This is a genomic window from Caballeronia sp. SBC1 (genome assembly GCF_011493005.1).
GTDB lineage: Bacteria > Pseudomonadota > Gammaproteobacteria > Burkholderiales > Burkholderiaceae > Caballeronia.
Genome location: NZ_CP049156.1, coordinates 1,222,567 through 1,248,985, shown reverse-complemented (window position 1 = coordinate 1,248,985; position 26,419 = coordinate 1,222,567). Strand labels below are relative to the sequence as shown.

At 61.2% G+C, this 26,419-nt stretch carries 21 protein-coding genes; 15 read left to right on the top strand and 6 right to left on the bottom strand.

The window, feature by feature from the left end; translation table 11 throughout:
• The first annotated feature begins 113 nt into the window (after positions 1-113).
• Positions 114-770 carry an SDR family oxidoreductase gene (locus SBC1_RS05470; protein ID WP_165088268.1) on the top strand — a complete coding sequence of 219 codons (657 nt, stop codon included), beginning with the start codon at positions 114-116 and terminating at the stop codon, positions 768-770.
• Here the strand turns inward: SBC1_RS05470 and kdpE are convergent.
• The 5 genes from kdpE to SBC1_RS05445 all read right to left on the bottom strand — a co-directional run bounded on the left by kdpE (position 746) and on the right by SBC1_RS05445 (position 7,030).
• Positions 746-1,444: a two-component system response regulator KdpE gene (kdpE, locus tag SBC1_RS05465; protein ID WP_165088263.1), complete on the bottom strand. Its 699-nt coding sequence runs from the start codon at positions 1,442-1,444 to the stop codon at positions 746-748. The two genes, SBC1_RS05470 and kdpE, sit on opposite strands and share 25 nt — an antisense overlap.
• A complete protein-coding gene (locus SBC1_RS05460) occupies positions 1,441-4,305 on the bottom strand; it encodes a sensor histidine kinase KdpD (protein ID WP_165088258.1) in 2,865 nt (954 codons plus the stop codon). The genes kdpE and SBC1_RS05460 overlap by 4 nt, the downstream gene beginning before the upstream one ends.
• Before the next feature lie 474 nt (positions 4,306-4,779).
• Positions 4,780-5,754 carry a quinone oxidoreductase gene (locus SBC1_RS05455; RefSeq protein ID WP_165088255.1) on the bottom strand — a complete coding sequence of 325 codons (975 nt, stop codon included), beginning with the start codon at positions 5,752-5,754 and terminating at the stop codon, positions 4,780-4,782.
• 60 nt (positions 5,755-5,814) lie between these two features.
• Positions 5,815-6,201: a methylglyoxal synthase gene (locus SBC1_RS05450; RefSeq protein ID WP_165088252.1), complete on the bottom strand. Its 387-nt coding sequence runs from the start codon at positions 6,199-6,201 to the stop codon at positions 5,815-5,817.
• A gap of 49 nt (positions 6,202-6,250) precedes the next feature.
• Complete coding sequence (locus SBC1_RS05445; RefSeq protein WP_165088248.1) at positions 6,251-7,030, bottom strand: SDR family oxidoreductase; 780 nt, start codon at positions 7,028-7,030, stop codon at positions 6,251-6,253.
• Positions 7,031-7,344: 314 nt separating this feature from the next.
• Here SBC1_RS05445 and upp point away from each other — a divergent pair, with 314 nt between their 5' ends.
• The 9 genes from upp (at position 7,345) to rng (ending at position 16,196) form a co-directional block, all read left to right on the top strand.
• Positions 7,345-7,998, top strand: coding sequence for a uracil phosphoribosyltransferase (gene upp / locus SBC1_RS05440; protein WP_062087891.1), 654 nt, complete (start codon positions 7,345-7,347; stop codon positions 7,996-7,998).
• A gap of 438 nt (positions 7,999-8,436) precedes the next feature.
• Positions 8,437-9,165, top strand: a complete 729-nt coding sequence (locus tag SBC1_RS05435) for a YebC/PmpR family DNA-binding transcriptional regulator (RefSeq protein ID WP_165088245.1) — start codon at positions 8,437-8,439, stop codon at positions 9,163-9,165.
• A 587-nt stretch (positions 9,166-9,752) separates the two neighbouring features.
• Positions 9,753-11,042, top strand: a complete 1,290-nt coding sequence (purD, locus tag SBC1_RS05430; protein WP_165088241.1) for a phosphoribosylamine--glycine ligase — start codon at positions 9,753-9,755, stop codon at positions 11,040-11,042.
• 228 nt (positions 11,043-11,270) lie between these two features.
• The gene (gene hemF, locus SBC1_RS05425) at positions 11,271-12,194 is read left to right on the top strand and encodes an oxygen-dependent coproporphyrinogen oxidase (protein ID WP_165088237.1); all 924 of its coding nucleotides are present in this window, start codon (positions 11,271-11,273) and stop codon (positions 12,192-12,194) included.
• Positions 12,195-12,266: 72 nt separating this feature from the next.
• Positions 12,267-12,992: a nicotinate-nucleotide adenylyltransferase gene (locus tag SBC1_RS05420; RefSeq protein WP_165093077.1), complete on the top strand. Its 726-nt coding sequence runs from the start codon at positions 12,267-12,269 to the stop codon at positions 12,990-12,992.
• A gap of 16 nt (positions 12,993-13,008) precedes the next feature.
• Positions 13,009-13,446, top strand: a complete 438-nt coding sequence (rsfS, locus tag SBC1_RS05415) for a ribosome silencing factor (protein ID WP_165088234.1) — start codon at positions 13,009-13,011, stop codon at positions 13,444-13,446.
• Between the two features lie 94 nt (positions 13,447-13,540).
• A complete protein-coding gene (gene rlmH / locus SBC1_RS05410; protein ID WP_165088230.1) occupies positions 13,541-14,011 on the top strand; it encodes a 23S rRNA (pseudouridine(1915)-N(3))-methyltransferase RlmH in 471 nt (156 codons plus the stop codon).
• Positions 14,012-14,086: 75 nt separating this feature from the next.
• Positions 14,087-14,719, top strand: coding sequence for a nucleoside triphosphate pyrophosphatase (locus tag SBC1_RS05405; protein WP_165088226.1), 633 nt, complete (start codon positions 14,087-14,089; stop codon positions 14,717-14,719).
• A 7-nt stretch (positions 14,720-14,726) separates the two neighbouring features.
• A complete protein-coding gene (gene rng / locus SBC1_RS05400; protein ID WP_165088222.1) occupies positions 14,727-16,196 on the top strand; it encodes a ribonuclease G in 1,470 nt (489 codons plus the stop codon).
• 36 nt (positions 16,197-16,232) lie between these two features.
• Here the strand turns inward: rng and SBC1_RS05395 are convergent, their stop codons facing one another.
• Entirely contained in the window at positions 16,233-20,393 is a 4,161-nt protein-coding gene (locus SBC1_RS05395) for a CheR family methyltransferase (RefSeq protein ID WP_165088220.1), read from the bottom strand.
• Between the two features lie 183 nt (positions 20,394-20,576).
• On the opposite strand from SBC1_RS05395, the gene SBC1_RS05390 reads away from it, so the two are divergent.
• The 5 genes from SBC1_RS05390 to SBC1_RS05370 all read left to right on the top strand — a co-directional run bounded on the left by SBC1_RS05390 (position 20,577) and on the right by SBC1_RS05370 (position 26,329).
• Positions 20,577-20,909: a hypothetical protein gene (locus SBC1_RS05390; RefSeq protein ID WP_165088215.1), complete on the top strand. Its 333-nt coding sequence runs from the start codon at positions 20,577-20,579 to the stop codon at positions 20,907-20,909.
• 231 nt (positions 20,910-21,140) lie between these two features.
• Entirely contained in the window at positions 21,141-21,362 is a 222-nt protein-coding gene (locus SBC1_RS05385) for a hypothetical protein (RefSeq protein ID WP_165088212.1), read from the top strand.
• A gap of 523 nt (positions 21,363-21,885) precedes the next feature.
• A complete protein-coding gene (locus SBC1_RS05380; RefSeq protein ID WP_165088208.1) occupies positions 21,886-25,098 on the top strand; it encodes a multidrug efflux RND transporter permease subunit in 3,213 nt (1,070 codons plus the stop codon).
• Between the two features lie 219 nt (positions 25,099-25,317).
• Positions 25,318-25,617 carry a hypothetical protein gene (locus SBC1_RS05375; protein WP_165088204.1) on the top strand — a complete coding sequence of 100 codons (300 nt, stop codon included), beginning with the start codon at positions 25,318-25,320 and terminating at the stop codon, positions 25,615-25,617.
• 73 nt (positions 25,618-25,690) lie between these two features.
• Positions 25,691-26,329, top strand: coding sequence for a VC0807 family protein (locus SBC1_RS05370; protein WP_165088200.1), 639 nt, complete (start codon positions 25,691-25,693; stop codon positions 26,327-26,329).
• Positions 26,330-26,419: the final 90 nt, after the last annotated feature.

Here is a 26,419-nt window from a genome sequence, read left to right as displayed (position 1 = left end):
GGGTAGGCGTGGGCGGGTTACGGCGACTGGTAGGTGCCCGCCCCCAGTGCATGGATTCCAAAAATCGCTTACCGTTTTAGCTCCTGCCCACAAACAGAAGGAGCGAACCAGCAATGAAAGTCCTGCTCATCGGCGCGCACGGCCGGACCGGTCGCCACATTGCCCGGCAACTACGCGCTGCATCCCTCCCCTTCAAAGTCTTGCTGCGCAAATCCGCGCACCGCGGTGAGTTCGCCGCACTCGGCGCCGAAATCGTGCTCGGTGATCTGACATACGATTTCTCCCACGCCTTTGACGACGTCACCCACGTAATCTACGCAGCAGGATCGGCGGAAAGCGAAGGCGTGAACGAGGAACGTGCAATCGATCGCGACGCCGTCCTACGCACCGCCGACTACGCGAAACGCCGCCGGACAAAACAGCTGGTGGTCATCAGCGCGATCTCCGCATACTGGCCGCAATCCAGCCCGCTTGCGCTCAAGCACTACTCGAAAATGAAGCGCGAAGCCGATGACTACGTCCAAGCAAGCGGCGTTCCACACGTGATCTTGCGACCAGGACCGCTCTCCGACGAAATTGGCCGTGGCACGATTGCACTCTCCATCCAACGCAGCGCAGATGCGGCGCTCGTTTCACGCGACGACGTTGCACGCGTCACGGTGGAATGCATCAAACGCGATATACGCAACGAGGTGATCGGGTTTGTCGGCGGCGACGTGCCAATAGACGATGTGCTCGATGCAATTCAGACCGCTCCGATCAGCCGATAACCCACGCCCGTTTCCGTGACAATATGCTCCGGCTGCGCGGCATCGCGTTCCAGTTTTTGACGCAGGTGCGCCATGTAAATGCGCAGGTAGTGGTGGCTTTCCACATGCGACGGCCCCCACACTTCGCGCAGCAACTGGCGATGCGTCAACACGCGGCCGGCGTGCCGAACCAACGTTGAAAGCAGCCGGTATTCAATCGGCGTCAGATGCACGGGGGCGCCTGCACGCGTGACCTGGCGCAGGCCGAGGTCGATGACTACATCGCCGAATTTCACCAGGGGCGATTCACTCGACGCCGCCTGATTGCGACGCCGCAAATGCGCGCGAATCCGCGCCATCAGTTCCGATACGCCGAACGGCTTGGTCAGGTAATCGTCAGCGCCGGCATCCAGCGCCGCGACCTTCTCCTCTTCTTGCGTACGCGCCGACAACACGATCACCGGCAATTCGGTCCAGCTTCGCAGTTCGCGGATCACATCGAGACCGTCGGTATCGGGCAGACCGAGATCGACAATCACGAGATCCGGCTTGCGGGTTGCCGCCTCCACCAGCCCCTGCTTGCCCGTTTCCGCTTCGTGCACGGTAATGCCCTCGGCCTCGAGCGACGCGCGCACAAAGCGGCGAATCTGCTTTTCGTCCTCGATCAACACGACAGTGAGGTTAGGTTCGCTCATGGGGCTTCATGGGGCTTAAGGTCCGACGGGGAAAAATCGACGAAATCCTGTTCGGCTTCGTCGGAGAAACTGGGCACAGGCGGCGGTGCATCCACGGGCAAGGTGAACCAGAAGCGCGCGCCCTGGACCTGCGGGTCCGGAAGACTGCCGTCCAGCCGGTTATTCGCGCCGATTGTACCGCCGTGCGCCTGCACGATTGCGCGGCAAATCGAGAGCCCGAGCCCAATGCCAGGCTTCGCCGACTCCTTCTCGCCGCGCGTAAATTTCTCGAACACGCGGTCTCCCATGTTCGCGGGCAAACCCGGACCGTTATCGTCAATATAGACACGCGCGAACGGCTTGCCATCCATACTCAGGCTCTCCGCGCCAATGACGAGCTTCGAGCCCGGCGGCGTATATTTCGCAGCGTTCTCGAGCAGATTCGAGAAGAGGCGCTCCATCAGCACGGCATCGAGTTGCAGGAACGGAAGGTCCGCGGGCAGACGCACCTCGACCGGGCGGCCGTTCAAAACGCGCCGGCACGCCCGCAGCGCCGCGCCGACCGTCTCTTCAAGGAGCGACCATTGCCGGTTCAGCCGCAGACCGCCCGCCTGCAAGCGCGCCATGTCCAGCAAGTTCGTGACAATGCCGGTCATGCGCAACGATTCATCGTGGATTGCCGCGATCAACTCAGCGTTGGCCGGCGAACGGGCATCACCGTGCGCTTCGGCGAGCATGGATGCAAAACCGACAATGGTCGTAAGCGGCGTGCGCAAATCGTGCGAGATGGCGGACAGCAGAGAATTGCGCAGGCGCTCGGACTCCATGCTCACCAGCGCGTCGCGTGCAATCTCGACGTAATGCACCCGTTCGAGCGCCAGCGCGATCTGCGCGGCGAATGCGTCGAGCATGCGCTTTTGTTCAGGGACATCGAGTTCGCCAGCGTTGCGCGTGAGCACCGCGAGCACGCCGCGCGTGCGCATTGGTGCCTTGAGCGGCAGATAAAGCGCGGCGGCAGCAGGCAGCGTGTCGGTTCCGTGACCGGCCGGCTTCTGCTGGTCGTAGACCCATTGGCCAACATCGAGATCCAGCGCGCTTGCATCAAGCAGCAGCGCAGCCACCGACATATCCGATGGATCGAGTTTCTGGCGGACTTTGTCGCTGGAATCGGGCAGCAGCAGGGCCACTTTCGCGCGAAATACTTCGCTTACGTGCCGCATGCCAATACCCACGATCTGCTCGACGCCAAGCGCCGCGCCGAGTTCGCCAGCCATTGCATACATCGCCCCGGTGCGACGCTCGCGCTTGGACGCAACGCGCGCCTCGCGTCGCAAGCTCGATGTGAGGTGGCTGATCACCAGCGACGTCAGCAGCATGCCGGCGAAGGTCAGCAGGTATTGGGTATCGGAGACGGACAGCGACATGCGCGGCGGCACGAAGAAGAAGTCGAAGGCCGCGACGCTCAGGAACGACAGCAGCACGCCCGGACCGCGGCCAATACGCGCCGCTGTGTAAATCACGCCGATCAGATAAAACATCACGAGGTTCGTGAGATCGAAATGATTGCGGATCTGGCTCGCGAGCAGCGTGATGACCGCGCAGATCGCAATGGCGTACGCGTAGCCCCGCGGCGCCGAGCGCTGCTCGCGCGCGGCGCTCAGCGCGTCGTGCCAGTCGGGGGCGAGCCCCTCTTCTTGCGACGACGATCCGCTCCGATCGCCCGAGTCGCTTGCTTCGCTTCGGTCGCTCTCCCGCGCTCGAATCAGCGTGAGGTCGAGGTCGCCAGCGTGCTCTGCCAAGCGCTCGCCGAACGGCCGTTGTAGCCATCGTGCGAAACCGCGATGTTTCGACGCGCCTGCCACCAGTTTCGACGCGTTGCGCGCCTGCGCGTACCCAATCAACGTCGCAACTGCATCGTCACCGGCCAGCGTCACCGTCTCGGCTCCCAGTTCAGCGGCGAGCTTGAGCGCGGCGAGCGTGCGTTCGCGACGAGCATCAGAAAGTTTTTGCAGTTGCGGCGTTTCGACATAGACCGCGATCCAGTCCGAGCGCAGGCTTGCCGCGAGCCTTGCCGCAGCGCGCGCGAGCGTAGGGGCTTCCGGTCCCGGCCCAATGCACACCACCAGCCGGTCGCGCGCCTGCCAGATTCTCTCGATAGAACGATCCGCGCGGTATTCGCGCATCTGGGCATCGACGCGATCCGCCGTGCGCCGCAACGCCAGTTCACGCAGCGCGATCAGGTTGCCTTTGCGAAAGAAATTGCGGACGGCATGTTCCGCCTGCTGCGGCAGGTAGACCTTGCCATGGCGCAGCCGTTCCAGCAGTTCCTCGGGCGGAAGATCGACCAGCGTGACTTCATCGGCCTGATCCAGCACGCGATCCGGAACCGTCTCGAACACGCGGATCTGCGTGATCTGGCCAACAATGTCGTTCAAGCTTTCCAGATGCTGGACATTGACCGTGGTGTAGACGTCAATGCCTGCGTCCAGCAGTTCATGCACGTCCTGCCAGCGTTTCAGATGACGCGCGCCGGGGACGTTGGAGTGGGCGAGTTCGTCGACGAGGACAAGTTGCGGGTGGCGCTGAAGCGCTGAGTCGAGATCGAATTCCTGGAGCGCATGGCCTCGATACGTGATGTTCGCCAACGGCAGTTGTTCGAGGTCTTCCAGTAACGCGGCGGTTTCGCTTCTGCCATGCGTTTCCACGACGCCGATAACTACGTCGTCCCCCTGCTGTTTCCTTCCCCGCGCCGCAAGCAGCATGGCGTAGGTCTTGCCCACCCCCGCCGATGCGCCAAAAAATATCTTCAGCCGTCCGCGATGACGCTTCTCTTCCTCTCTTTGCAGTCTTCCGAGCAGCTCGTCTGGGTTTGGGCGATTCATTTTTTAGCTATTTAGAACGGTCGCATCCGAGGCGAGGTTCGATTTCTTTGTTTCAACATCAACATACTGACACGCGGCTTTCCCCGTATGGCGGGCCGGTACGTGTCGTGTCTCCGGCGCAGGGTCCGATGTAGGTTTTGCTGCCAGGCATTTTCCCCAAGTATTGAACGCTGGCCCGAACATTAAGCGCGCCGACGTAAAAGGCAGGTCAAAGATCGGGATGCGGACGTAAAGAATGTGTAAATGGCACTGCGACAGACCTTCCCGGCGAGGCTCTGTTGCGGTGGTCTTACAGCGGACATTCCAGTAACGCGGATCGCAAGGCGGCCCCGTCCGATGCGTTATCCGCCGAATATTTCTAATCGCGTTCATCTCGCTGCCCGCAATGGACGGCGCGGCACGAAAGCGCCGCGTCCGCCCCCTTTACGCTCTTGCGCTCTTGCGCTCTTGCGCTCTTACGCTCTTACGCTCTGATCAAGGCAGGAAAATTGTCGACCCCGTGGTTCGGCGCGCCTCCAGATCTTCGTGTGCCCTTGCCGCTTCGGCCAGCGGATACCGCTGCCGCACGCTCGTCTTAACCTGGCCTGTGCTCAACACATTGAACAGTTCGCCCGTCATCTCCTCAAGATCGCTGCGTTTGGCGATATAGCTGAACAACGTGGGCCGCGTGAAATACAGCGATCCACGCCCGGCGAACTCGGAAGAATCGATGGGTGGCAACGGCCCTGATGTATTGCCGAAACTCACGAACATGCCCAACGGTGCAAGGCAGTCGAGCGATGCCGTGTAGGTGTCCTTGCCGATCGAATCGTAGACCACAGGCACGCCCGCGCCATTCGTAATCTCGCGTACCCGCTTCGTGAAATCCTCACGGGTATAGACGATCGGATGATCGCAGCCGTGCGCCTTCGCGAGCTCGGCCTTCTCGTCCGATCCAACCGTACCAATCACCGTCGCGCCGAGCGCCTTCGCCCACTGGCACGCGAGCATGCCCACGCCGCCGGCCGCCGCGTGGATCAGGATCGTGTCGCCTGCTTTCACGCGATACGTCCGTCGCAGCAGATATTGCGCAGTCAGTCCCTGCAACATCACCGACGCCGCGTCCTCATACGCTATTGCGTCAGGCAGACGCACGACATACTGCGCCGACATGACCCGTTCTTGCGCATAAGCGCCCGGCGGCCGTGAGGCGTAAGCCACCCGGTCACCTACCTTGAAACCTGTCACGCCTTCGCCGACCGCGGTTACCTCGCCTGCGGCTTCCATGCCCAGTCCGGCGGGCAGCGGCATGGGATATAGCCCGGTACGAAAGTACACGTCGATGAAGTTCAAGCCGACCGCATGATGTTTCACGCGAATCTCGCCCTTGCCCGGCTCGCCCACTTCGACGTCGACCCATTTCATCACTTCCGGGCCACCGGTTTTATCGAATCGAATCGCCTTTGTCACCCTTGTCTCCCTTTGCCGGCGTCTGCCGGTCACTAACCAATTGTTACTATTCAGCGCGGTCTAAGCTCGACCCAGCCGTAGCTTCAGGTCGTCGAGAATCATGCGTGCTGTCGCGAGATTCGTTGCGCACGCCACGTTGTGGACGTCGCACGCGCGCACCAGCGCATTGATGTCCGGCTCGTGCGGTTGCGGCGTCATGGGGTCGCGCAGGAAAACCACCACGTCGACCCTCCCCTCGGCCAGTTCAGCGCCAATCTGCAGATCGCCGCCAAACGGTCCGGAGAGCTTGCGCTCGACCTCCAAACCATGGGCCGCCGCAATCCGCGCACCGGTCGTACCGGTCGCCACCAACCGGCACTGTGCCAGTGTGGCCGCGAATTCGCCGGCTAGCGCCACGATGTCATCTTTCTTCATGTCGTGCGCAATCAGCGCGACGCGTGGGGTCATGAAATGCCTCCCGGTTGTGATGTTTTGTGGGATTCGACGATCAATACGTTCAATATGTGCCCGGATAAGCACCGCCGTCGATCAGCAGATTTTGCCCCGTGATATAGCCGGCGTGGACGCTGCACAAATACGCGCACGCCTTACCGAACTCCTCCGACGTACCGAAGCGGCCCGCCGGCAGCCGGCTCATGCGGCGCTTCTTGGCCTCTTCCACCGAGATGTTGTTCGCCTTCGCGTCCGCCTCGAACGTGGTGACGAGCCGGTCGGTATCGAAAGAGCCCGGCAGCAGGTTGTTGATGGTGACACCGGTCGCCGCGACCTTGCGCGACAAACCCGCGACAAAACCCGTCAACCCTGAACGCGCACCGTTGGACAGACCCAGCACGTCAATAGGCGCCTTCACCGACGAGCTCGTTATATTCACGATACGTCCAAAGCCACGCTCGATCATGCCGTCGAGCGTCTTCTTGATCAGCTCGATCGGCGTCAGCATGTTCGAATCAAGCGCCTTGATCCAGTCGTCGCGCGAGAATTGCCGGAAATCCCCCGGCGGCGGCCCGCCGGCATTGTTCACGAGAATGTCCGGCGCAGGGCACGCGGCCAGAGCCGCGGCGTGGCCTTCTTCCGTGGTGATGTCGCACGCTACCGCCGTCACAGTCACGCCAAAGCTTGCACGAAGATGCTCGGCCGTGGCTTCGAGCGGACCGGGCGTACGCGCCACGATTACGAGGTTGACGCCCTCGGCCGCCAGCGCCTCGGCGCAACCGCGTCCCAAACCCTTGCTGGCCGCGCACACGAGCGCCGTGCGCCCCTTGATTCCCATGTCCATTGCTGTCCCTTTCTGGTTGTCCGCGTTGAAACCGGTGGAAACGATTAAAACCGGGGTAGTGAAGTCTTGCGCCGAATCCTGGTCCGCCTTCCGTACGTGCGGACCGCTTGATGCAATTCTAGAAGAATGAGGGATCGGACGTCGGCCGCGCAATAAGCCGGACGGCCTATCGCCCGCAATCTCCGCTTTCGGCACGCGTAATTTGGGTAAACTGGCGTCATTGCTTGAGCACAGCCATGCAAAACCAACGCGGCTTCAGAACCGAACGAATCACCCGAATCCACACTTAATGCCGCGGCAACCGCGCGAATTCCATGAAACAGGACAGCCGCTTCCCCAATCTCTTCATCCTCAGCCACCCGCTGATTCAGCACAAGCTGACGCACATGCGGGACAAGGACACGTCCACGCGAACGTTTCGCGAGTTGCTGCGCGAAATCACGCTGCTGATGGGTTATGAAATCACGCGCAACCTGCCGCTGACCACCAAGCGTGTCGAAACCCCGTTGGTCACCGTGGACTCGCCTGTGATCGCCGGCAAGAAGCTGGCTATCGTGCCAGTGCTTCGGGCCGGGATCGGCATGTCGGACGGGCTGCTGGACCTGATTCCGTCGGCGCGGGTCGGCCATATTGGCGTGTATCGCGCGGAAGACCACCGGCCGGTCGAGTATCTTGTGCGTCTGCCACCCGACCTGGAAGAGCGCGTGTTTATCCTGTGCGATCCAATGGTGGCAACCGGCTATTCAGCGGTCCATGCCGTGGACGTAATGAAACGGCGCAAGGTGCTCGGTGAAAACATCATCTTCGTGGCACTGGTTGCGGCGCCAGAAGGCGTGAAGGTCTTCTCGGACGCCCACCCGGACGTGAAGCTGTACGTGGCCTCTCTCGACTCTCATCTGAACGAGCACGCGTATATCGTGCCTGGTCTGGGCGACGCCGGTGACCGGCTATTTGGCACGAAAAACTAGTACAGAACCGAGCTTCAACCCGGCAACATGAGAGGACGTGCGCGCCGTGTCAGCAAGGCCAACGCCTGCCGAAACGGCGCGCCATGATAAAATTCGGGTCCGCCAAATAGGCGGTTCGTGCATTGGGCTGGCTGAATGAGTTGGCTGAAGGGGTTGGCCGGCGTCATTCGGAATTGTCTGGCGTCATTCGGCCAGCGGCAAGTTCTCGGCGGGGGTGTTAGTTCGCGCAATAGTGGATTTGCGGCTTATCAGCAACCGGTCCTGTCCCACGGAACCGCAAAAACAGGGCGTGCGCCGTGCCACGCTCGGGCATTTAGGCCCTGCAACCATGCAGCGCGAACATAAAAATGCCGGCTGGCGAAAAGCGCCTTTTCGGGATAAGGCGGCATCATTGACATACAGGCGTGCGAGAGAAGCTCGCGCGCTATGGAGAAAGGTATGGCGGGTCATTCAAAATGGGCCAACATCAAGCATAAGAAAGCGGCGACCGATGCCAAGCGTGGCAAGGTCTGGACGCGTCTTATCAAGGAAATCCAGGTCGCAGCACGCATGGGCGGCGGAGAAATGGACACGAACCCGCGCCTGCGGCTCTCCGTCGAGAAGGCCTACGACGCCAACATGCCCAAGGACAACATCAACCGCGCGATCCAGCGCGGCGTGGGCGGTGTCGACGGCGCTACGTATGAAGAAATTCGCTACGAAGGCTACGGAATCGGTGGCGCGGCGATCATCGTGGACACCATGACGGACAACCGTACCCGGACCGTTGCGGAAGTCCGCCACGCGTTCTCGAAGTTCGGCGGCAACATGGGCACGGACGGCTCGGTGGCGTTCATGTTCGATCACGTCGGCCAGTTCCTGTTCGCTCCCGGCACGTCCGAAGACAAGCTGATGGAAGCGGCGCTCGAAGCGGGCGCGGACGACGTGGTCACGAATGACGATGGCAGCATTGAAGTCGTTTGCCCGGCCAACGACTTCCAGAAGGTGAAAGACGCGCTGCAAGCTGCCGGTTTCAAGGCCGAAGTGGCGGAAGTCATCATGAAACCGCAGACCGAAGTCGAGTTCACCGGCGAAGACGCAGCGAAAATGCAGAAATTGCTCGACGCGCTGGAAAATCTGGACGACGTGCAAGAGGTGTACACGAACGCTGCTATCGACCAGGAATGATCATCGGGTAATGAGGAGCCGCCGTGAGCCGACCGGCCACCGAGTCGCGCCGCATCGGCTTGCCTGGACACCGGTGCGCCAGGCATGTACGCGGCGGGGCGGCAGACGCCGGTGCCCATTTCTGGCTCGATTGGTGCATGTGTCGCTGTGCGTTTCAGTCGTTTGTTTGAACAACGGAACCTGGACGCGTGCGCAGGCGAATACGGTGGCCATGGGTGAATAAATCCGCCGGCGAGTACGTTATGTGAAAGACCGGCGGCAGATCACACCGGGTATGTCCGCCGAAATATAGGCCTGAAATACTGGCTGAATAGTGTTGTTGAGGTGGGTCGAACCTGGCCGGAAGCCGCGTTTGACAGCAGGGAAGTTGCGTGACGCAGCCGCGCGATGGCGCGAGCCACTTCCCCGTGTCAAAGCGCCCGCACAGGATTCGGCAGACGTCCGGCAAAGATCCGGCGCGCGGCAAAGCAGATATCCGCGGATCAGGCGCGGTGGACTAGTTTAAACCGACTCGAATTGGTAAAAATCGATTCAAACGGGTCCGCCCTCCTGCCGCCATGAATTTCTTAAGATCTTCGAGGATTTAAATGAAGTTACTCGTCGTCGGTTCCGGCGGTCGCGAACATGCGCTCGCTTGGAAACTCGCGCAGTCGCCGCGCGTGCAGATGGTTTATGTCGCGCCGGGTAACGGCGGCACGGCTCAGGACGAGCGTCTGCTCAATGTCGACATCACCGATCCCGCTGCACTCGCCGATTTCGCCGAGAACGAGCAGATTGCGCTGACCGTGGTTGGCCCTGAAGGTCCGCTCGCGGCGGGTATCGTCAATCTGTTCCGCTCACGTGGCCTGAAAATTTTCGGCCCTACCAGAGAAGCGGCGCAGCTGGAAAGCTCGAAGGACTTCGCGAAAGCGTTCATGAAGCGCCACGCCATTCCGACTGCGGAATATGAAACGTTCACGGAGATCGCTGCGGCCCACGCGTATCTGGACACGAAGGGCGCGCCCATTGTCATCAAGGCCGACGGACTCGCGGCCGGCAAGGGCGTGGTCGTGGCAACGACGCTTGAAGAAGCGCACGCGGCCGTCGACTCCATGCTCGCCGACAACAAACTGGGCGACGCCGGTGCGCGCGTGGTGATCGAAGAATTCCTGGACGGCGAGGAAGCGAGCTTTATCGTGATGGTGGACGGCAAACACGTGCTGGCACTGGCGTCGAGCCAGGACCACAAGCGTCTGCTCGACGGTGACAAGGGCCCGAACACCGGCGGCATGGGTGCTTATTCACCCGCGCCTATCGTCACGCCGCAACTGCACGCCCGCGTGATGCGCGAAATCATCCTGCCGACGGTGCGTGGCATGGAGCAGGAAGGCATCCGCTACACCGGCTTCCTGTATGCCGGCCTGATGATCGACGCGCACGGCAATCCGAAAACGCTCGAATTCAATTGCCGGATGGGTGATCCGGAAACGCAACCGATCATGGCACGCCTGAAGGGCGATTTCTCGAAGGTAGTGGAACTGGCGATCGCCGGGACGCTAGCGACGGCGGAGATCGAATGGGATCGGCGCACAGCGCTCGGCGTGGTGCTGGCCGCGCACAATTACCCGGACACGCCGCGCAAGGGCGACCGGATCAATGGCATTCCCCCGGAGACGCCGGAAGCCGTGACTTTCCATGCCGGCACGACGCTGGAAAACGGCAAGCTCAGCACGTCGGGCGGACGCGTGCTGTGCGTCGTGGGTTTGTCCGACTCGGTACGCGGCGCGCAGTCCATCGTCTACGATACGATCAATCAGATCGCGTTCGACGGCATGCAGTATCGGCGGGACATTGGTTATCGCGCGCTGAATCGTAAAGCGGCAGATCGCCACAGCTGAAGCAGGGCCGCTGGCAACGTGACCGGCTAACGTGACGCGAAACTGGCGCCAGAAGCCGCCGCAAACGCAACACCGCAGCAACGCAACAAATTGAGCAACGCACTGCCGGACCTTCGCGTCCGGCAGTGCGTTTTAGAAGGAACGCGCACGGGACCAGGCAACATTGGGCAAAACCAACGTTCACCCAACTCCGGGTCCTTCTCCGGCAAGCAGTAAAAACAGTCCACGATGACCGCTCCAACCTACGACGTACAAGCTGTCCGCACTTATCTGACCGGTTTGCAAGAGCAGATCGCGCAGACGCTTGGCGCGTTCGACGGCAACGAATTCCTCATCGATTCCTGGCAGCGTGGCCCGGAAGAACGGTTGCGCGGAGGCGGCAGCACGCGGATTCTCGAAGGCGGCCAGTTTTTCGAACGCGGCGGCATCGGTTTCTCCGATGTAGCCGGCGACGCTTTGCCAGCCTCGGCGAGCGCCGCGCGTCCGCAACTTGCCGGGCGTGGCTTCGAGGCCATGGGTGTGTCGCTCGTCATGCATCCGCGCAATCCGCACTGCCCTACCGTGCACATGAACGTGCGCCTGCTGATCGCGACAAAAGCGGGTGAGCCCCCCCTGTTCTGGTTCGGCGGCGGCATGGACCTCACGCCTTATTATGGCTACGAGGAAGACGCGCGGCATTTTCACGGCGTGTGCCGGGACGCGCTGGCACCCTTCGGCACGGATCTGTACCCGCGTTTCAAGAAATGGTGCGACGAGTATTTTTATCTCAAGCACCGCAATGAAGCGCGCGGGGTCGGCGGGATTTTCTTCGATGACGTCTCGGAACCCGGTTTCGACGAATCGTTCGCCATGGTGCGCAGCGTCGGCGACAGCTTCCTCGCCGCATATCTGCCGATCATCGAACGCCGGCGCAACACGCCTTACAACGAAGCGCAGCGTGAATTCCAGACGTACCGGCGCGGCCGCTACGTGGAATTCAACCTCGTCTTCGACCGCGGCACGCTGTTCGGGCTGCAAAGCGGCGGCCGTACGGAATCCATCCTGATGTCGATGCCGCCGGCAGTTTCATGGCGCTACGACTGGAAACCGGAGCCTGGCACGCCCGAAGCGCGGCTTTACTCGGATTTCCTGGTGGCACGAGAGTGGTTATAAAAGAACTGCCTTCAAAAGAACTACAAAGCAGGCCGCAAGAAAGCTGCAGACTATGAGACCGGATCGCCGCACCTGTTGCAATCTGTCCCCGAAGAGGATCGTCCACTGAAATCGAATCTCCCTTGTGCTCGACGCGTTGGTTTGCTGGGCGGCACGTTCGACCCGATTCACGACGCTCATCTGGCCCTTGCTCGCCGTTTCGCCGAGTTGCTCGACCTGACCGAACTCGTGCTGTTGCCGGCCGGCCAGCCGTGGCAGAAAAAGGATGTCACCGCGGCGCACCACCGGCTTGCGATGACCCGCGCGGCGGCGGACTCACTGCATGCGGAAGGGTTAAAAGTCATCGTCGCCACCGATGAAATCGATCACGACGGTCCGACCTATACCGTGGAGACGCTGGCTCGCTGGCGCGCGCGAGAAGGCGCGGACGCGTCGCTGTCACTTTTGATCGGCGCTGACCAGCTCGTGCACCTGGATTCATGGCGCGAATGGAAACGCCTGTTCGAATTTGCGCACGTGTGCGTGGAAACTCGCGCGGGTTTTGATGTCTCGACGGTTTCTCCCGCTGTAGCCGCGGAAATTGCCGTGCGCAGCGCCCCGGCTGAGGTGCTGCAAGCCACGCCGCATGGTCATCTGCTGATCGATTCCGCGCTGGAGCTGGAAGTGTCGGCGACCGGGATCCGCGAGCAGTTGAGAGAACGCCTGCGGGCGCAGGCGGCAGGCGAGATAAACGCCGAGAGTCATGTGCCGTCCGCCGTATGGGACTATATTGTTCAACACCATTTGTATCATCGGTAAAACCATCGGTAAAAATATGGAAATCACAAAGCTTCAACGCGCGATCATCGACGGTCTCGAAGACGTCAAGGCGCAGGACATCAAGGTGTTCAACACCACCCACCTGACCGCCCTCTTCGACCGTGTCATCGTCGCGAGCGGCACGTCGAATCGTCAGACCAAGGCGCTCGCCAACAGCGTGCGTGACAAGGTCAAGGGGCTGGGCGGCGACGTCATCAGCACCGAAGGCGAAGAGGTCGGCGAGTGGGTGCTGGTCGATTGCGGCGACGCAGTCGTCCATATCCTCCAACCGGCGCTGCGCCAGTACTACAACCTCGAAGAGGTCTGGGGCGACAAACCCGTGCGCGTAAAGCTGCAAAGCTCAGGTGGTTTCAGCGGCGCCCAGGTCAGCGTGTCGGACGACGAAGACGACGAGCCAGCCGCCAAGCCGGCTCGCAAGACCACGCGCCGCTGACGCTAGCCGAACGCGCACATCGCGCTGTCCGACGCGCTGTCCATCACGGCAAAAGCGCGGGCGGGACGCAGGTGAAGCGCTTTGCAATGTCGCCATGAAACTTCATATTCTTGCGGTCGGCCACAAGATGCCCGACTGGATTGCGACCGGCTTCGACGAGTATGCGAAACGCATGCCGCCTGAGCTGCGCGTCGAGTTGCGCGAGATCAAACCCGAACAGCGCTCATCGGGACGTAACGCCGAGAGCGTGATGGCTGCCGAACGCCTGCGAATTGAGGCGGCGCTGCCCAAGAATGCGCGGCTGGTCGCGCTCGACGAACGCGGCCGTGACTGGACCACCATGCAGCTTGCCGGCGCATTGCCGGACTGGCAGCAGGAAGGCCGCGATGTGGCGTTCGTGATCGGCGGCGCCGACGGTCTCGACCCGCAGGTCAAGGGGCGTGCCGAAGTCCTGCTGCGTGTTTCAAGTCTCACGCTGCCGCACGGCATGGTCCGCGTGCTGCTGGCTGAACAGCTTTATCGCGCGTGGAGCATCACGCAGAATCATCCCTATCATCGCGCGTAACGTATGAGGTGTGGCATCGGGGCGTTGAACGACCACGCTTGGGGCTACGGCGCGTGACCTTCAATATCCACGAACATGCCATCGTCCACCTCATCTTCCAGCTTCCCTTTTGTTTATCTCGCGTCGCAAAGTCCCCGGCGACAAGAGCTGTTGCAGCAACTCGGCGTGCATTTCGAGCTGTTGCTGCCGCGTCCCGATGAAGACGCCGAAGCGCTCGAAACGGAGCTGCCCGGCGAGGCGGCCGATGCATACGTGTTGCGCGTCTGTGCGGCAAAGGCCGAGGCGGCGTACGCTCGCCGCTTGAAGGGCGGACATGCTGCAGCACCTATTCTGGTTGCCGATACGACCGTCACCCTCGATGGCGCGATCATGGGCAAACCGGACAACGCGGACCATGCCGTCGCGATGCTCGAACGGCTATGCGGGCGCGATCACGAGGTGCTGACAGCGCTCGCCGTGGTCGACGCCGACGGCGTTGTGCTCACGCCGGTTCTGTCGCGTTCGCTTGTGCAGTTCGCGGCCGTCGAGCGTGCTGCACTGCAGCGTTACGCGGCCACCGGCGAACCGCTCGGAAAGGCCGGTGCATATGGCGTTCAGGGACGCGCTGCGGCGTTTATCGAACGGATCGAAGGGTCCTATTCGGGTATCATGGGCCTGCCTCTTTTCGAAACAGCAGCACTCCTGCGCGTGGCGCGCGTCGACTTCTAAACCGTCCATGAACGAAGAAATCCTGATCAACGTCACACCGCAGGAAACCCGCGTTGCCCTCGTTCAGCAAGGCGCGGTGCAAGAGCTTCACGTCGAGCGCACGTTGTCGCGCGGACGGGTAGGAAATGTGTATCTCGGCAAGGTCGTGCGCGTGCTGCCGGGCATGCAATCGGCGTTTATCGATATCGGGCTCGAGCGCGCAGCGTTCCTGCACGTAGCGGATATCTGGCATCCGCGTATTGCTGGCGAAACGCATTCGAATGCGCCGCATACGCCCATCGAGAAGATCGTGTTCGAAGGCCAGGCGCTGATGGTGCAAGTGGTCAAGGATCCGATCGGCACCAAGGGTGCGCGGCTTTCCACGCAGGTGAGTATCGCGGGACGAACGCTGGTCTATCTGCCGCAGGAGCCGCATATCGGGATCTCGCAAAAGATTGCCAGCGAGGCCGAACGCGAAGCCATCCGGGCACGGCTCACGGCCGTTCTTCCTGTTGACGAAAAAGGCGGGTACATCGTCAGGACGATCGCGGAAGATGCCTCGAGTGAAGAGCTCGCGGCTGACGTCGCTTATTTGCGCAAGACGTGGGCAACCATTGTCGCGCAGTCAACGCGGGTCGCGCCAACCTCGCTGCTGCATCAGGATCTCAATCTTGCACAGCGAGTGTTACGCGATTTCGTCAACGACGACACTTCGCGTATTCAGGTCGATTCGCGCGAGACGTACCAAATGCTGGCCGACTTCGCGATCGAGTTCACGCCGGCTGTGGCTTCCCGCGTGCATCACTACGCGGGCGAGCGGCCGCTGTACGATCTGTACAACATCGAAGCCGAGATTCAGCGGGCGTTGTCACGCCGGGTCGACTTGAAGTCGGGTGGTTATCTGATGATCGACCAGACCGAAGCAATGACCACTATCGACGTGAATACGGGCGGTTATGTAGGTGCCCGTAATTTCGACGATACGATCTTCAAAACCAATCTCGAAGCAGCCCACACTATTGCACGGCAATTGCGGTTGAGGAATCTGGGCGGAATCATCATTATCGATTTCATCGATATGGAGAACGTCGAGCATCGCGATCAGGTGCTTGGCGAATTGAAAAAGGCGTTGTCGCGAGATCGGACGCGGGTGACGGTGAACGGGTTTTCGCAGTTAGGGCTGGTTGAAATGACACGCAAGCGCACGCGTGAGTCGCTCGCGCATGTGTTGTGCGAACCGTGCCCGACCTGCGATGGCAAAGGCCAGGTGAAGACGCCGCGCACCGTGTGTTACGACGTGCTGCGCGAGATCATGCGCGAGTCGCGGCAGTTCAATCCGCGCGAGTTTCGCGTGGTGGCGTCGCAGCAGGTTATCGATTTGTTTCTCGAGGAAGAGTCACAGCATCTGGCGATGTTGATGGACTTTATTGGCAAGCCGGTTTCGTTGCAGGTCGAGTCGAATCTGAGTCAGGAGCAATACGATATCGTCCTGATGTAGGGACTCGGCGTGTAGCACCTATCTTCGCCTATCCCCTCACCTCCGCAAACTCCGGTCAATCGCCGCGACCAACCCCTTCAGCGATACCGGCTTGCTCAAATGACCATTAAACCCGGCATCGAGCGCCCGGGTGACATCCTGTTCACGGCCAAACCCGGTGAGCGCCAGCGCAGGCAATCGCGCGGTCCGCGGCGTCTTTCGCATCTGCCGGATCATCTCGTAGCCGGTCATGGCCGGCATGCCGATATCGGACAGCACCACATCGAACTCCTGCTGCGTCGCCGCTTCAAGTGCCTGCTCGGCGCTCGGCTCGGCACGCACCTGCGCGCCCTCCATTTCAAGCAGCGTACGAAACGCCTCTAGCGCGTCGATAGAGTCATCGACAAGCAACACGCGCAACCCCTTCAAGATGCTCCGATCGACGCATTCACGTGGTGTTTCCACCGGCGCCGACGGCGCGTTTTCCGGCAGCCACAGCCGGAAGGTCGCCCCTTGCCCCGGCCCCGCCGACTCGGCTTCAATTCGCCCGCCGTGCAACTCCGCAAATTGCTTCACAAGCGACAGCCCGATCCCAAGGCCGCCTCGATCACGCCAGCCACCGCCATCGGCCTGGCTGAACATTTCGAAGATACGGGGCAGGAAAGCGGGAGCGATGCCCTGCCCCGTGTCCGCCACCTCGACACAAACAAACCCGTCTTGCCGCGATAACGCGATCCGCACCCGCCCCCCACACGGCGTGAATTTCAGCGCGTTGCGCACGAGATTCCAGACCATCTGCTCGACGCGCTCGGCATCGGCATGAATCATCACCGCGGCATTGGTGCCCGCTATGGACAACTCGATATCCCCCGCCTGCGCATCCGCCGCGCTCGCAGCCGCGACCGCCTGCAGCAAGGACGCGACCTCAACCGGCGCGAACCTGAGCGCGAGCCTGCCGGTGCGCACACGCGACAGGTCGAGCGAGTCATCAATGATCCTGGCCTGTCCCACGACCGCGCGCTGGATAGCATCCGCAGCGTCCTGAACGCTTGATATGTCTCGCACATCGGGTATGCGCGTGAGCAATTCGGCCTTCACGTGAATCAGGTTGAGCGGATTCTTGAGCTCATGCGACAGCACGGAAAAGAACTCGTCCTTCACCCGGTCCGCCGCTTCGGACTGCGCACGGATTGCACGTTCGAGCGCGAGTGCGAGTTGCTTCTGGCTCTCGATGCTGGCCTTGTTGGTGACATCGCGAGCAATCTTCGCGTAACCGCGGAACTGATCGGATTCGATCGGCGTAGTGACACCGCTGCAATAGATTTCGGTGCCGTCGGCGCGCACGTGCCAGCGCTCGTCTTCGGCACGGCCGGCCTGAGTGGCGCGTTGCCGTTCAAGCAAGGGCACATGCGCTTTACGATCATCGGGAAGAAAGATGAGATCAAGCGGCTGGCCTTGCACTTCGCGTTCGGTATAGCCAAAGATGCGTTGCGCACCGCCGTTCCACGTGACAATCAATCCGTCCATGTCCAGCACGATGATCGCGTAGTCGTTCGTGGTGGCGACCGCCAGCCGCAGGCGTTCTTCACTGCTGCGGGCCGCCGCTTCGGCCGTCCGGCGAGCCGTGATGTCGATCAGCGTGATGACCGCGCCGTCAATCTGATCGTCTGCCGTGCGATACGGCAGCACCCGCGCAAGGAACCAGTCGCCGCGATCCGTGCGGATCTCGCGCTCGGTGAGCGTGAGCGTGTCGAAGGCCGCGCGCGCATCGGCAGCCATTTGCGGATAGTCGAGCCGATGCGTCAGATCCAGCAACGGCCGCCCGATGTCCGACGGGATCAGCTTGAAGAGCGCGACCGCCGGCGGCGTGTATCGCTTGATGCGCATCTCGCGGTCGACGAACACCGTCGGAATGCCGGTGGACGAGATCAGGTTGCGCAGGTCATCGTTCGCCTTGGTCGTTTCGGCGACGGTATCCGTGAGTTCAAGATTCACCGTCACCAGCTCTGCATTAACCGACTGCAACTCTGCCTTGCCCGCTTCCAGTTCCTCGCTGGTCGAGCGCAGCTCTTCGTTGATCGCCTGCAATTCTTCATTCGACGCCATCAACTCCTCGGAGAACACGTTCGCGTCTTCCGTCAACGTGTCCATCTGCGTCTGCGTGCGATACAGGTCCTGTTCCAGATCGACGAGTTTCACAGAATCAGTGGAAAAGTCCCGCACGGGTGCACCCTGCTGCACGGCTGTCTCGTCCTCGATTTCGTCGAAGAATACGACGATCACGTCGTGCCCGCTGGCGTCGTCCTTGAACGGCCGAACCGAGATATTGACGAACGACTGCTTTTCACCCCGAGAAAAGCGCACGCGCTGCGACACAACACTCTCACCGCCGCGCAACACGCCATGCAGCGCGGTCCGCAACTCCGCGCGCAGCTCCGGGTTGACGAGTGTGAGCAGATTGCGCGAAGGCTCGCCGCTGACATACTGCAGGAAACGCCCGGCGCGATCGGACATATGCAGGATCACGCCATCACGATCCACGGTGACGTTAGCCGGCGCATAACGTTCGAACACGCGCTGACGCAGCGTCGCTAGTGAAACGGGCGCATCGTGCCCCAGACCGGGTCGTCTGGGGACATCGAAAGGCACGGAGCGGATCAGCGGCAGCGGCGGTACAGCGCGCGTGCCAAGGCGCTTCGACTGGTAAATGCAGTTGCGCTTGTCCACTTGCCCGAACAGGTCGCTCGCAATCTCGGTCGATTCCGCGGCGCCGAGAAACAGGAACCCGCCCGGCCGCAGCGCAAAGTGAAACATCTCAAGCACCTGGCGCTGCACCGTTCTGTCGAGGTAGACGAGCAGGTTGCGACATGAGATCAGGTCCATCCCCGAAAATGGCGGATCGCTCAGCATATTGTGGACAGCAAACACCACCTTCTGGCGCAGCTCCTTGCTCACCTGGTAACGGCCGCCCGGCTTCACAAAAAACCGGCTCAGCCGCTCCGGCGAGACGTCTGCCACGATCGATCCCGCATAAACGCCCGCGCGCGCCGTATCGATCGCACTCGCGTCGACATCCGTAGCAAACACCTGGATCAGTGGAAACTTGCCTTCGGCCGGCCCATGCTCGATCAGCAGCATCGCCAGCGAATACGCTTCTTCCCCCGTCGAGCACCCCGCCGACCACGCGCGCACGGGTTCGTCGAGCGAGCGTCTTTTGAACAGGTTCGCCACCACGAGTTGTTCGAAAGCATCGAACGATTTGCGGTCGCGGAAAAAATTCGTCACGCCGATCAGCATGTCCTTCAGGAGCGCGGTCGTCTCTTCAGGATGCGCTTCGATAAACCGCTTATACCCGGCCAGATCGGCTACGCCATTCACCTGCAGCCGCCGTTCAATGCGCCGCATCACCGTGCCGCGTGTGTAGTGCCGGAAGTCATGGCCGGTGCGGATGCGCAGGATGGTCAGCAATGCGTTGAGCACGTCCGCGTCGGCGTCGATGTTCGAAACGGACGGCGCGATGCCGGATTCAATGCCAGATTCGGCTCGCGGAGGGTCATCGACGGCATGCAGCATTTTCATCGCACGGGCGTTGTCGCGCAGCTCGATCAGGCGGGCGGGCATCCGCTCGACGGACAGCACGATATCGACGAACCCGGTTGCCAGCGCATTGCGCGGCATCTCATCGAACTCCGCGTCGGTCGGGTCCTGCACGATGTTTATGCCGTTCTGCTCCTTGATCCGCGCAATGCCCATTGCCCCGTCGCTGCCCATTCCCGAGAGAATGATGCTGATCGAGCGTGCCCGGTGGGCGTCCGCCAGACTCCGGAAGAACAGGTCGATCGCGACCGGCCGGCGTCGCGACGGATCGCTCGGGGCGACATGAAGACAACCATCCGCGATCGATAAATCGTTCGACGGTGAAATCAGGTAGACCGTGTTCTTTTCGATCGGCGTAGTACCGAAGACCTGCACGACCGGCATGGAGACCGAGCGTTGCAGCACTTCGTCGACATGGCTCGCGTGATTCGGAGATATATGCAGCACGGCGACGAACGCCATGCCGCCGTCCGCCGGCATGCCCTGGAGCAGACGCATCAGCGCCTGGATTCCGCCCGCCGACGCACCGATTCCGACAATCGGGAAGTCGACGGAATGGGGACTCGGCGAGGGGTCCGACGACGAAACGATCCTGGCGCCGGGCCGCCTTTTATTGGCCATTGGAGGCTCCTCCCTGGCACTTGCAAACCGCCCGGTTAAAAGCACTTTGCAAGCCTGCTTCCTCAGCCATCCGCGCCGCGTATCCTTCCGCCTCGCTAGATAGAAACAGGTAACAACGACGTTATCCTTTTCCACTTTGTTTCAACGATGTTAATCCTTATCGGTCCCTGCGGAGGAAAATTCTTGATTAATCAGTTTGTTTTAATTCTGCAGGCATTTACCAAGCATTGCAAAACGCCGCCGCTCAATTCGGCACCAACGATTATTGATATCGAACGATCAATGACAAATTCGGTAGATTTTATCGAAAAATGCCACGACGATTATATTCGTAACTCGCGCATCAATACCGATCAGAACGCTCGGTCAGTTTATCGCTTGCGTCAGATCAATTCCCGTTCATCGACACGAAGGAACATAACGCCGCACGCGTTACGTCGTAACAGCGATCGTGTGCATCGCCGCCCCTCATCGCTTTGCGGCTACTTCCTGTCGCCTGCCAAACGTTGCCAGTGAAGGACCGGTAGCGTTTCCCCGGAGCGCAACGGAGTGTGGCACGACTTATGCTGAGAGCCCTGCAAGCCGGGCATTGACCAGTGCAACGGCGAAGCGGCCTTGCTCAACTTGTCAGGGCCGGATTTTGATGAAAATGCCATGCCGTACTGCCTTTTACAATGCATATAACCGCGTTGAACCGGATGGCAATAACCAGCGACCGCAAAAATGACGGCGCTAGCGGGGAACACCATGAATCATGTACTCATAGAGACCGACATTGCGCATCTGGAACAGATAATCAACCGGATTGCATCAAGTCACGGGTTGTCTTTATCCTATTGGCGAAAACGTGTTGATTCTGTATTGTCGATGAGCCTCATGCCGGCGCAACGCAAACGCATAGGCCATATAGATGCGGCCATCTCGATGCTTGAACAAACCGCTTCGAGCAAGACCTCCCGCTTTGGTTGATGACTGACCGATGACCGGGCAAGCGTCGACAGGCCGCCCGAACGGCCTGTCAACGCTCAATTTTCCAGATTGATTCGCTCTGAATCCGATCGTCCGTAAAGGGCGTTGTTGAATATCACATTTAATAATAGCCCATGCCTTAAAAGCATAATCCCATCCTCTTGCAATATTAGATAACGATGAAAATTACCGCGTCCAGCGAGATTTTCATTGAAAAACGTGTTCTAAAAAAAGCCGCTGCTTAATAAAACTGGACACAATTATTTTATGTTTTTAAGATCACTCCGCTGAGGCTTGGACGAAAAGCCAACACGAAAGCCATCGTCTCCAAGTTTCAAAGCTCGCTTATGCGGCGTAACGATCTTGACGCAACGTTTCGCGCACGCGATTGGCGCAATTCCGAATAATTTGTGGCTGGCGGTCGCGGCGCGAATGGCGTGGCATCCCTGCCGCAACGACTCCCGATCACGATCGGTAAATCCCGGTAGCCTTCAATAAACCTCATTGAATCGTCAGGACCCGCGTGCCGTCTTTTTTCATCGATCGTCCGGTTTTTGCGTGGATTGTTGCCCTGGCCATTTTTGTGGCAGGTGGACTGGTCACCCCCTTTCTGCCGGTCGCGCAATATCCGCGGCTGACACCGCCGCGCATTGTGATTGACGCGATGTATCCGGGTGCATCGCCGGAAAGCGTGGATAACACCGTCGCGAGCGTGATCGAAGAAAGCCTGGACGGCGCCGAAGGCTTGCAATACTACGAAACCACCAGCGACAGCCTGGGCGAACTCGAGATCGCAGCCACGTTTTCGGCGGGCACCAACCCGGACATCGCCATGGTCGATGTCCAGAACCGGATGAAGCAGATCGAGTCGCGCCTGCCGCAGCAAGTCGTGCAGCAAGGCATCAGCGTCTTCAAGTCGACCGGCACGTTCCTGATGCTCGTCGCGCTCACGTCCACTGACGGCCAGCGCGATTCCGTGGAATTAAGTGACTACGTCAACCGCACTTTGCTGCGCGATCTGAAGCGCGCACCGGGCGTTGGCTCAGCCGAATTGTGGGACGCTGGAGAAGCGCTGCGGGTCTGGATCGATCCGATGAAACTGCGCGAATTCAATCTGGCCGCCGCCGATGTGACGCAAGCCATCGCGGCGCAAAACGCAACGGTTACGGCCGGCACGCTCGGCGACGTGCCCTTCGTCACCGGTCAGCAATTGACGGCGTCAGTTACTGTCAGGGGGCAATTGATCTCGCCGGCCGAATTCGGCGAGATCGTGCTGAAAGCGCGCACGGATGGATCCGCCGTTCGGCTGAAGGATGTCGCGCGGGTCGAGCTGGGCCGCGACAGCTACGCGTCGTTTTCGCGGCTGAACGGCAAGCCGGCGGCAACGGTCGGCATCCGGCTCTCCCCGCAAGGCAACGCGATGGAAACCTCCGCTGCGATCCGCGCGAAGCTTGCGGAACTGTCGCGAAGCCTGCCGCCGGGCGTGGCCGTGGAGATTCCGTTCGACAGTTCCAAGTTCGTCCACGTCGCGCTGCACGAAGTGGCGCTGACGCTGTTCGAAGCCGTGCTGCTGGTGTTCCTGGTCATGTGGCTGTTCCTGCGCGACTTGCGTTATGCATTGGTGCCCACCGTGGTCATTCCGGTCGCGTTGACCGGCGCGCTGCTGGCGCTTTATGTGCTCGGCATGTCGATTAACGTGTTCACCATGTTCGCGATGGTGCTGGCGATCGGGATCCTGGTTGACGATGCCATTGTCGTGGTCGAGAACGTCGATCGCGTGATGCGCGAAGAGGGTCTCGCGCCACGCGCGGCCACGCGCCGGGCGATGCAGCAGATGGGCAGCGCGATCGTCGGTATTACCGCCGTGCTGACGGCCGTGTTCGTGCCGATGGCGTTTTTCCCCGGCAGCGTCGGCGGAATCTACCGGCAGTTCACGGTCGCGATGATCGCGTCAATTCTCGTGTCCGCGTTCACGGCGCTTTCACTGACGCCGGCGCTGTGCGCGAACCTGCTGAAAGCGCCGCCGCGGAGCGCCGTGCGGCACGGCGCTCACGGGGCATCACACGGTTCACACGCGGCCAGTGGCCGTTCGTTCGGCTTCACGGCGGCCTTCGACTGGACCTCGCGGGGATATCGCGGGCTCGTTGCGCGCGTGCTGCGCCGCGCAGGTCCCATGTTCGCGGTGTATCTCGTGCTGGCCGGCGCGTGCGCGGCGCTTTATCTGCATATGCCGGGCGGCTTTTTGCCCCAGGAAGACCAGGCGCAGCTTCAGGTGATGGTGCAGTTGCCGGCGGGCGCCACGCAGGCGCGCACGCTCGCGGTCGTCGAGCAGGCGGAAGCGATCCTGAAACGCGAGCCAGCGGTGGCGAATGTGACGACGGTGGTCGGCTGGAGTTTTCAGGGCAGCGGCCAGAACGTGGCCATGTGTTTTGTCGATTTGAAAGACTGGGCAGCGCGCGATACCGACGCGGCCACGCTGCGTGACACGCTGAACCGCTCGCTCTCGAAGATCATGGATGGCGACGTGGCTGCCCAGATGCCGCCGTCGGTGCCCGGCATGGGCCATTCGGAAGGGTTTGTGATGCGGCTGGAGGATCGCGGCGGAATTGGCATTGCGGCTTTGAGCGCCGCGCGCGAACAACTCTTCGAGCAGGCTCGCAACAATCCCGCTTTCGCCGATGTCCACTCGGAAGCGTTGCCGGACGCGCCGCGCATCGTGCTGGACGTTGACCGCGCGAAGGCTTATGCGCTGGGCGTTTCGTTCGACAAAATTGGCGACGCGCTGGGGAACACCTTTGGCTCGTCGTATATCGACGACTTCCCGTCAGGCGGCCGTATGCGCCGGGTAATGGTCGCCGCCGACGCGCCCTCGCGCATGACCGAAGACAGTCTGATGAACCTCTCGGTGCGTAACGCCGCGGGGCAGATGGTGCCGTTGTCGTCGGTGGCGGCGCTGCACTGGACGACCGGCCCGACGGTCCTTACGCGCTACAACGGTTCGCCTTCACTCGATGTCAGCGGCCGTCCGGCCAACGGCACGAGTTCCGGCGCGGCGATGGCCGAAATGGAGCGGCTCGCGCAAGCGCTGCCGGTGGGCGTGGGTTACGACTGGACGGACTCGGCGCTTGAAGAAACTCGTGCCGCTCGCCTGACGCCAATACTGATTGGCTTGTCGCTGCTGGCCGTGTTCATGGCGCTCGCGGCGCTTTACGAGAGCTGGACCATCCCGCTCGCGGTGCTGACGATCGTACCGCTGGGCGTGATTGGCGCAGTAATCGCAATGCTTCTGCGCGGCATGCCGAACGACGTTTATTTCAAGGTCGGGATGATCACGGTGATTGGGTTATCGGCGAAAAACGCGATCCTGATCGTGCAGTTCGCGCGCACGCTCTACGCCGATGGCGCGCCGTTACCGGACGCAATTGTCGCAGCGGCGAGTGCGCGCTTCCGCCCGATCGTGATGACATCGGCGGCGTTTTTGCTGGGCGTCGTGCCCTTGCTCGTGTCGAGCGGCGCCGGGGCGGAGAGCCGGCGATCAATCGGGACCGGCGTATTCGGCGGCGCTATTACGGCGACCGTGCTGGGGCTGGTGTTCACGCCGCTGGCGTTTTATATCGTCGTGTCGGGGCAGCGGTTCATTCAAAGCCGGGTGAAGTCGATGACACGGGAGAAGGTCACGGCGAACGTCGAGTCCGAGGCGCCGGGTGGCGACGTTCAAGGCTCACAAGAGGGATAGCGGATAGGCCGTGCGCTTCAGAAGTGGGTTCTAGCCGTGGCGCGAACAAAAGTCACGAACGAGAACACGCCACTTGCAGACAATGGCTGAGCCTGACCGGATGCGCCGCTTCCAGGCGCCTGGGCTCGCGCTCGACTTGCGGCGTCCGCGTTCCCTCAAATCCGATTCCCCTATGATGGCAACATCTTGCGTGCTTTCACGCGTATCAGGAGGAAGGTCATGCAATTTCCAGCGGGATCAGTCCAGGCGCTCAGCTCGGCTGCATCGACGGTGTTTTCCATCGGTATCGTGTTCCTCGGTTACTGGGGCATCCACGAGGGGGCGCATTGGCGTTCCATCGATGTATCCGTCGCCCTCCTGGCGCTCGCCGGTTTCGCGTGCCTCGGCTCAGTGCCGTGGCTCGCCACGTCTCCCACAGAGCGCCCCGACGATGAATCCCGCGTGCGTATCGCACGTCATGCCTTTTTGGGTGGCGTAGGCGCGCTGTGGCTGGCGATCGTGGTGTCGGTGTTCACGTAATAAGGATCGTGATGAAAATCGCTCCCGCCGTGGTTTCAGCAGTCGGCTTTCTCTTCCTCAGCGCCATTTCGCCATGAAGATACGAGCAGGTCTTGTCGTTGAACTCGGAGTCAATCTTGTACTGCCGTGGCTTGCGTATCGGCTCGCGTTGCCGCATTGGGGCGAGCTCGGCGCGCTGTATGCGTCGGCGGTGCCGCCTGTCGTCTGGAGCCTGGTGGAATTCGCGAGAAGCCGCCGCGTCGATGCCCTCAGCGTGCTGGTCTTGCTCGGGATCGCACTGTCCGTCGTGCTCATGGCGCTCGGCGGCAGTCCACGGCTTCTACTGATGCGTGAATCGATGGCGTCTGGTGCTATCGGCGTAGTGTTCCTGCTGTCCCTCGCGATGCGGCGTCCGCTCACGTTTTATCTCGCTCGGGCAACCGTCGCGCGTGAAGGCGAAGGCGGCGCGGCACGCTTCGAAGCGCTCTGGAACGAGCGGCCCGCGCTGCGTAGATCGGTTCGTCTGATGACGGGCGTGTGGGGTCTCGGCCTGACGGGCGAGAATGCGCTTCGAAGCTGGCTGGCTTGGCACTGGCCGATCGAACGTTTCCTGGTCGTTTCGCCGTTCATCGGTTACGCCATCTATGGCGCGCTCACGGTATGGACGCTGATGTATCGCAAGAAGCTGCAAAGGCGTGCTACGGCCGCGCCGACGGCGGCGCTTCGTCCGTGACGAAAAGGGTTGCCTGGCCTGCAAGGGCTGTACAAATGCGGCGGTTGATCCGCAAGCCCGTGCGTCCATAGCGGAAAGGGGTCCGCAAAT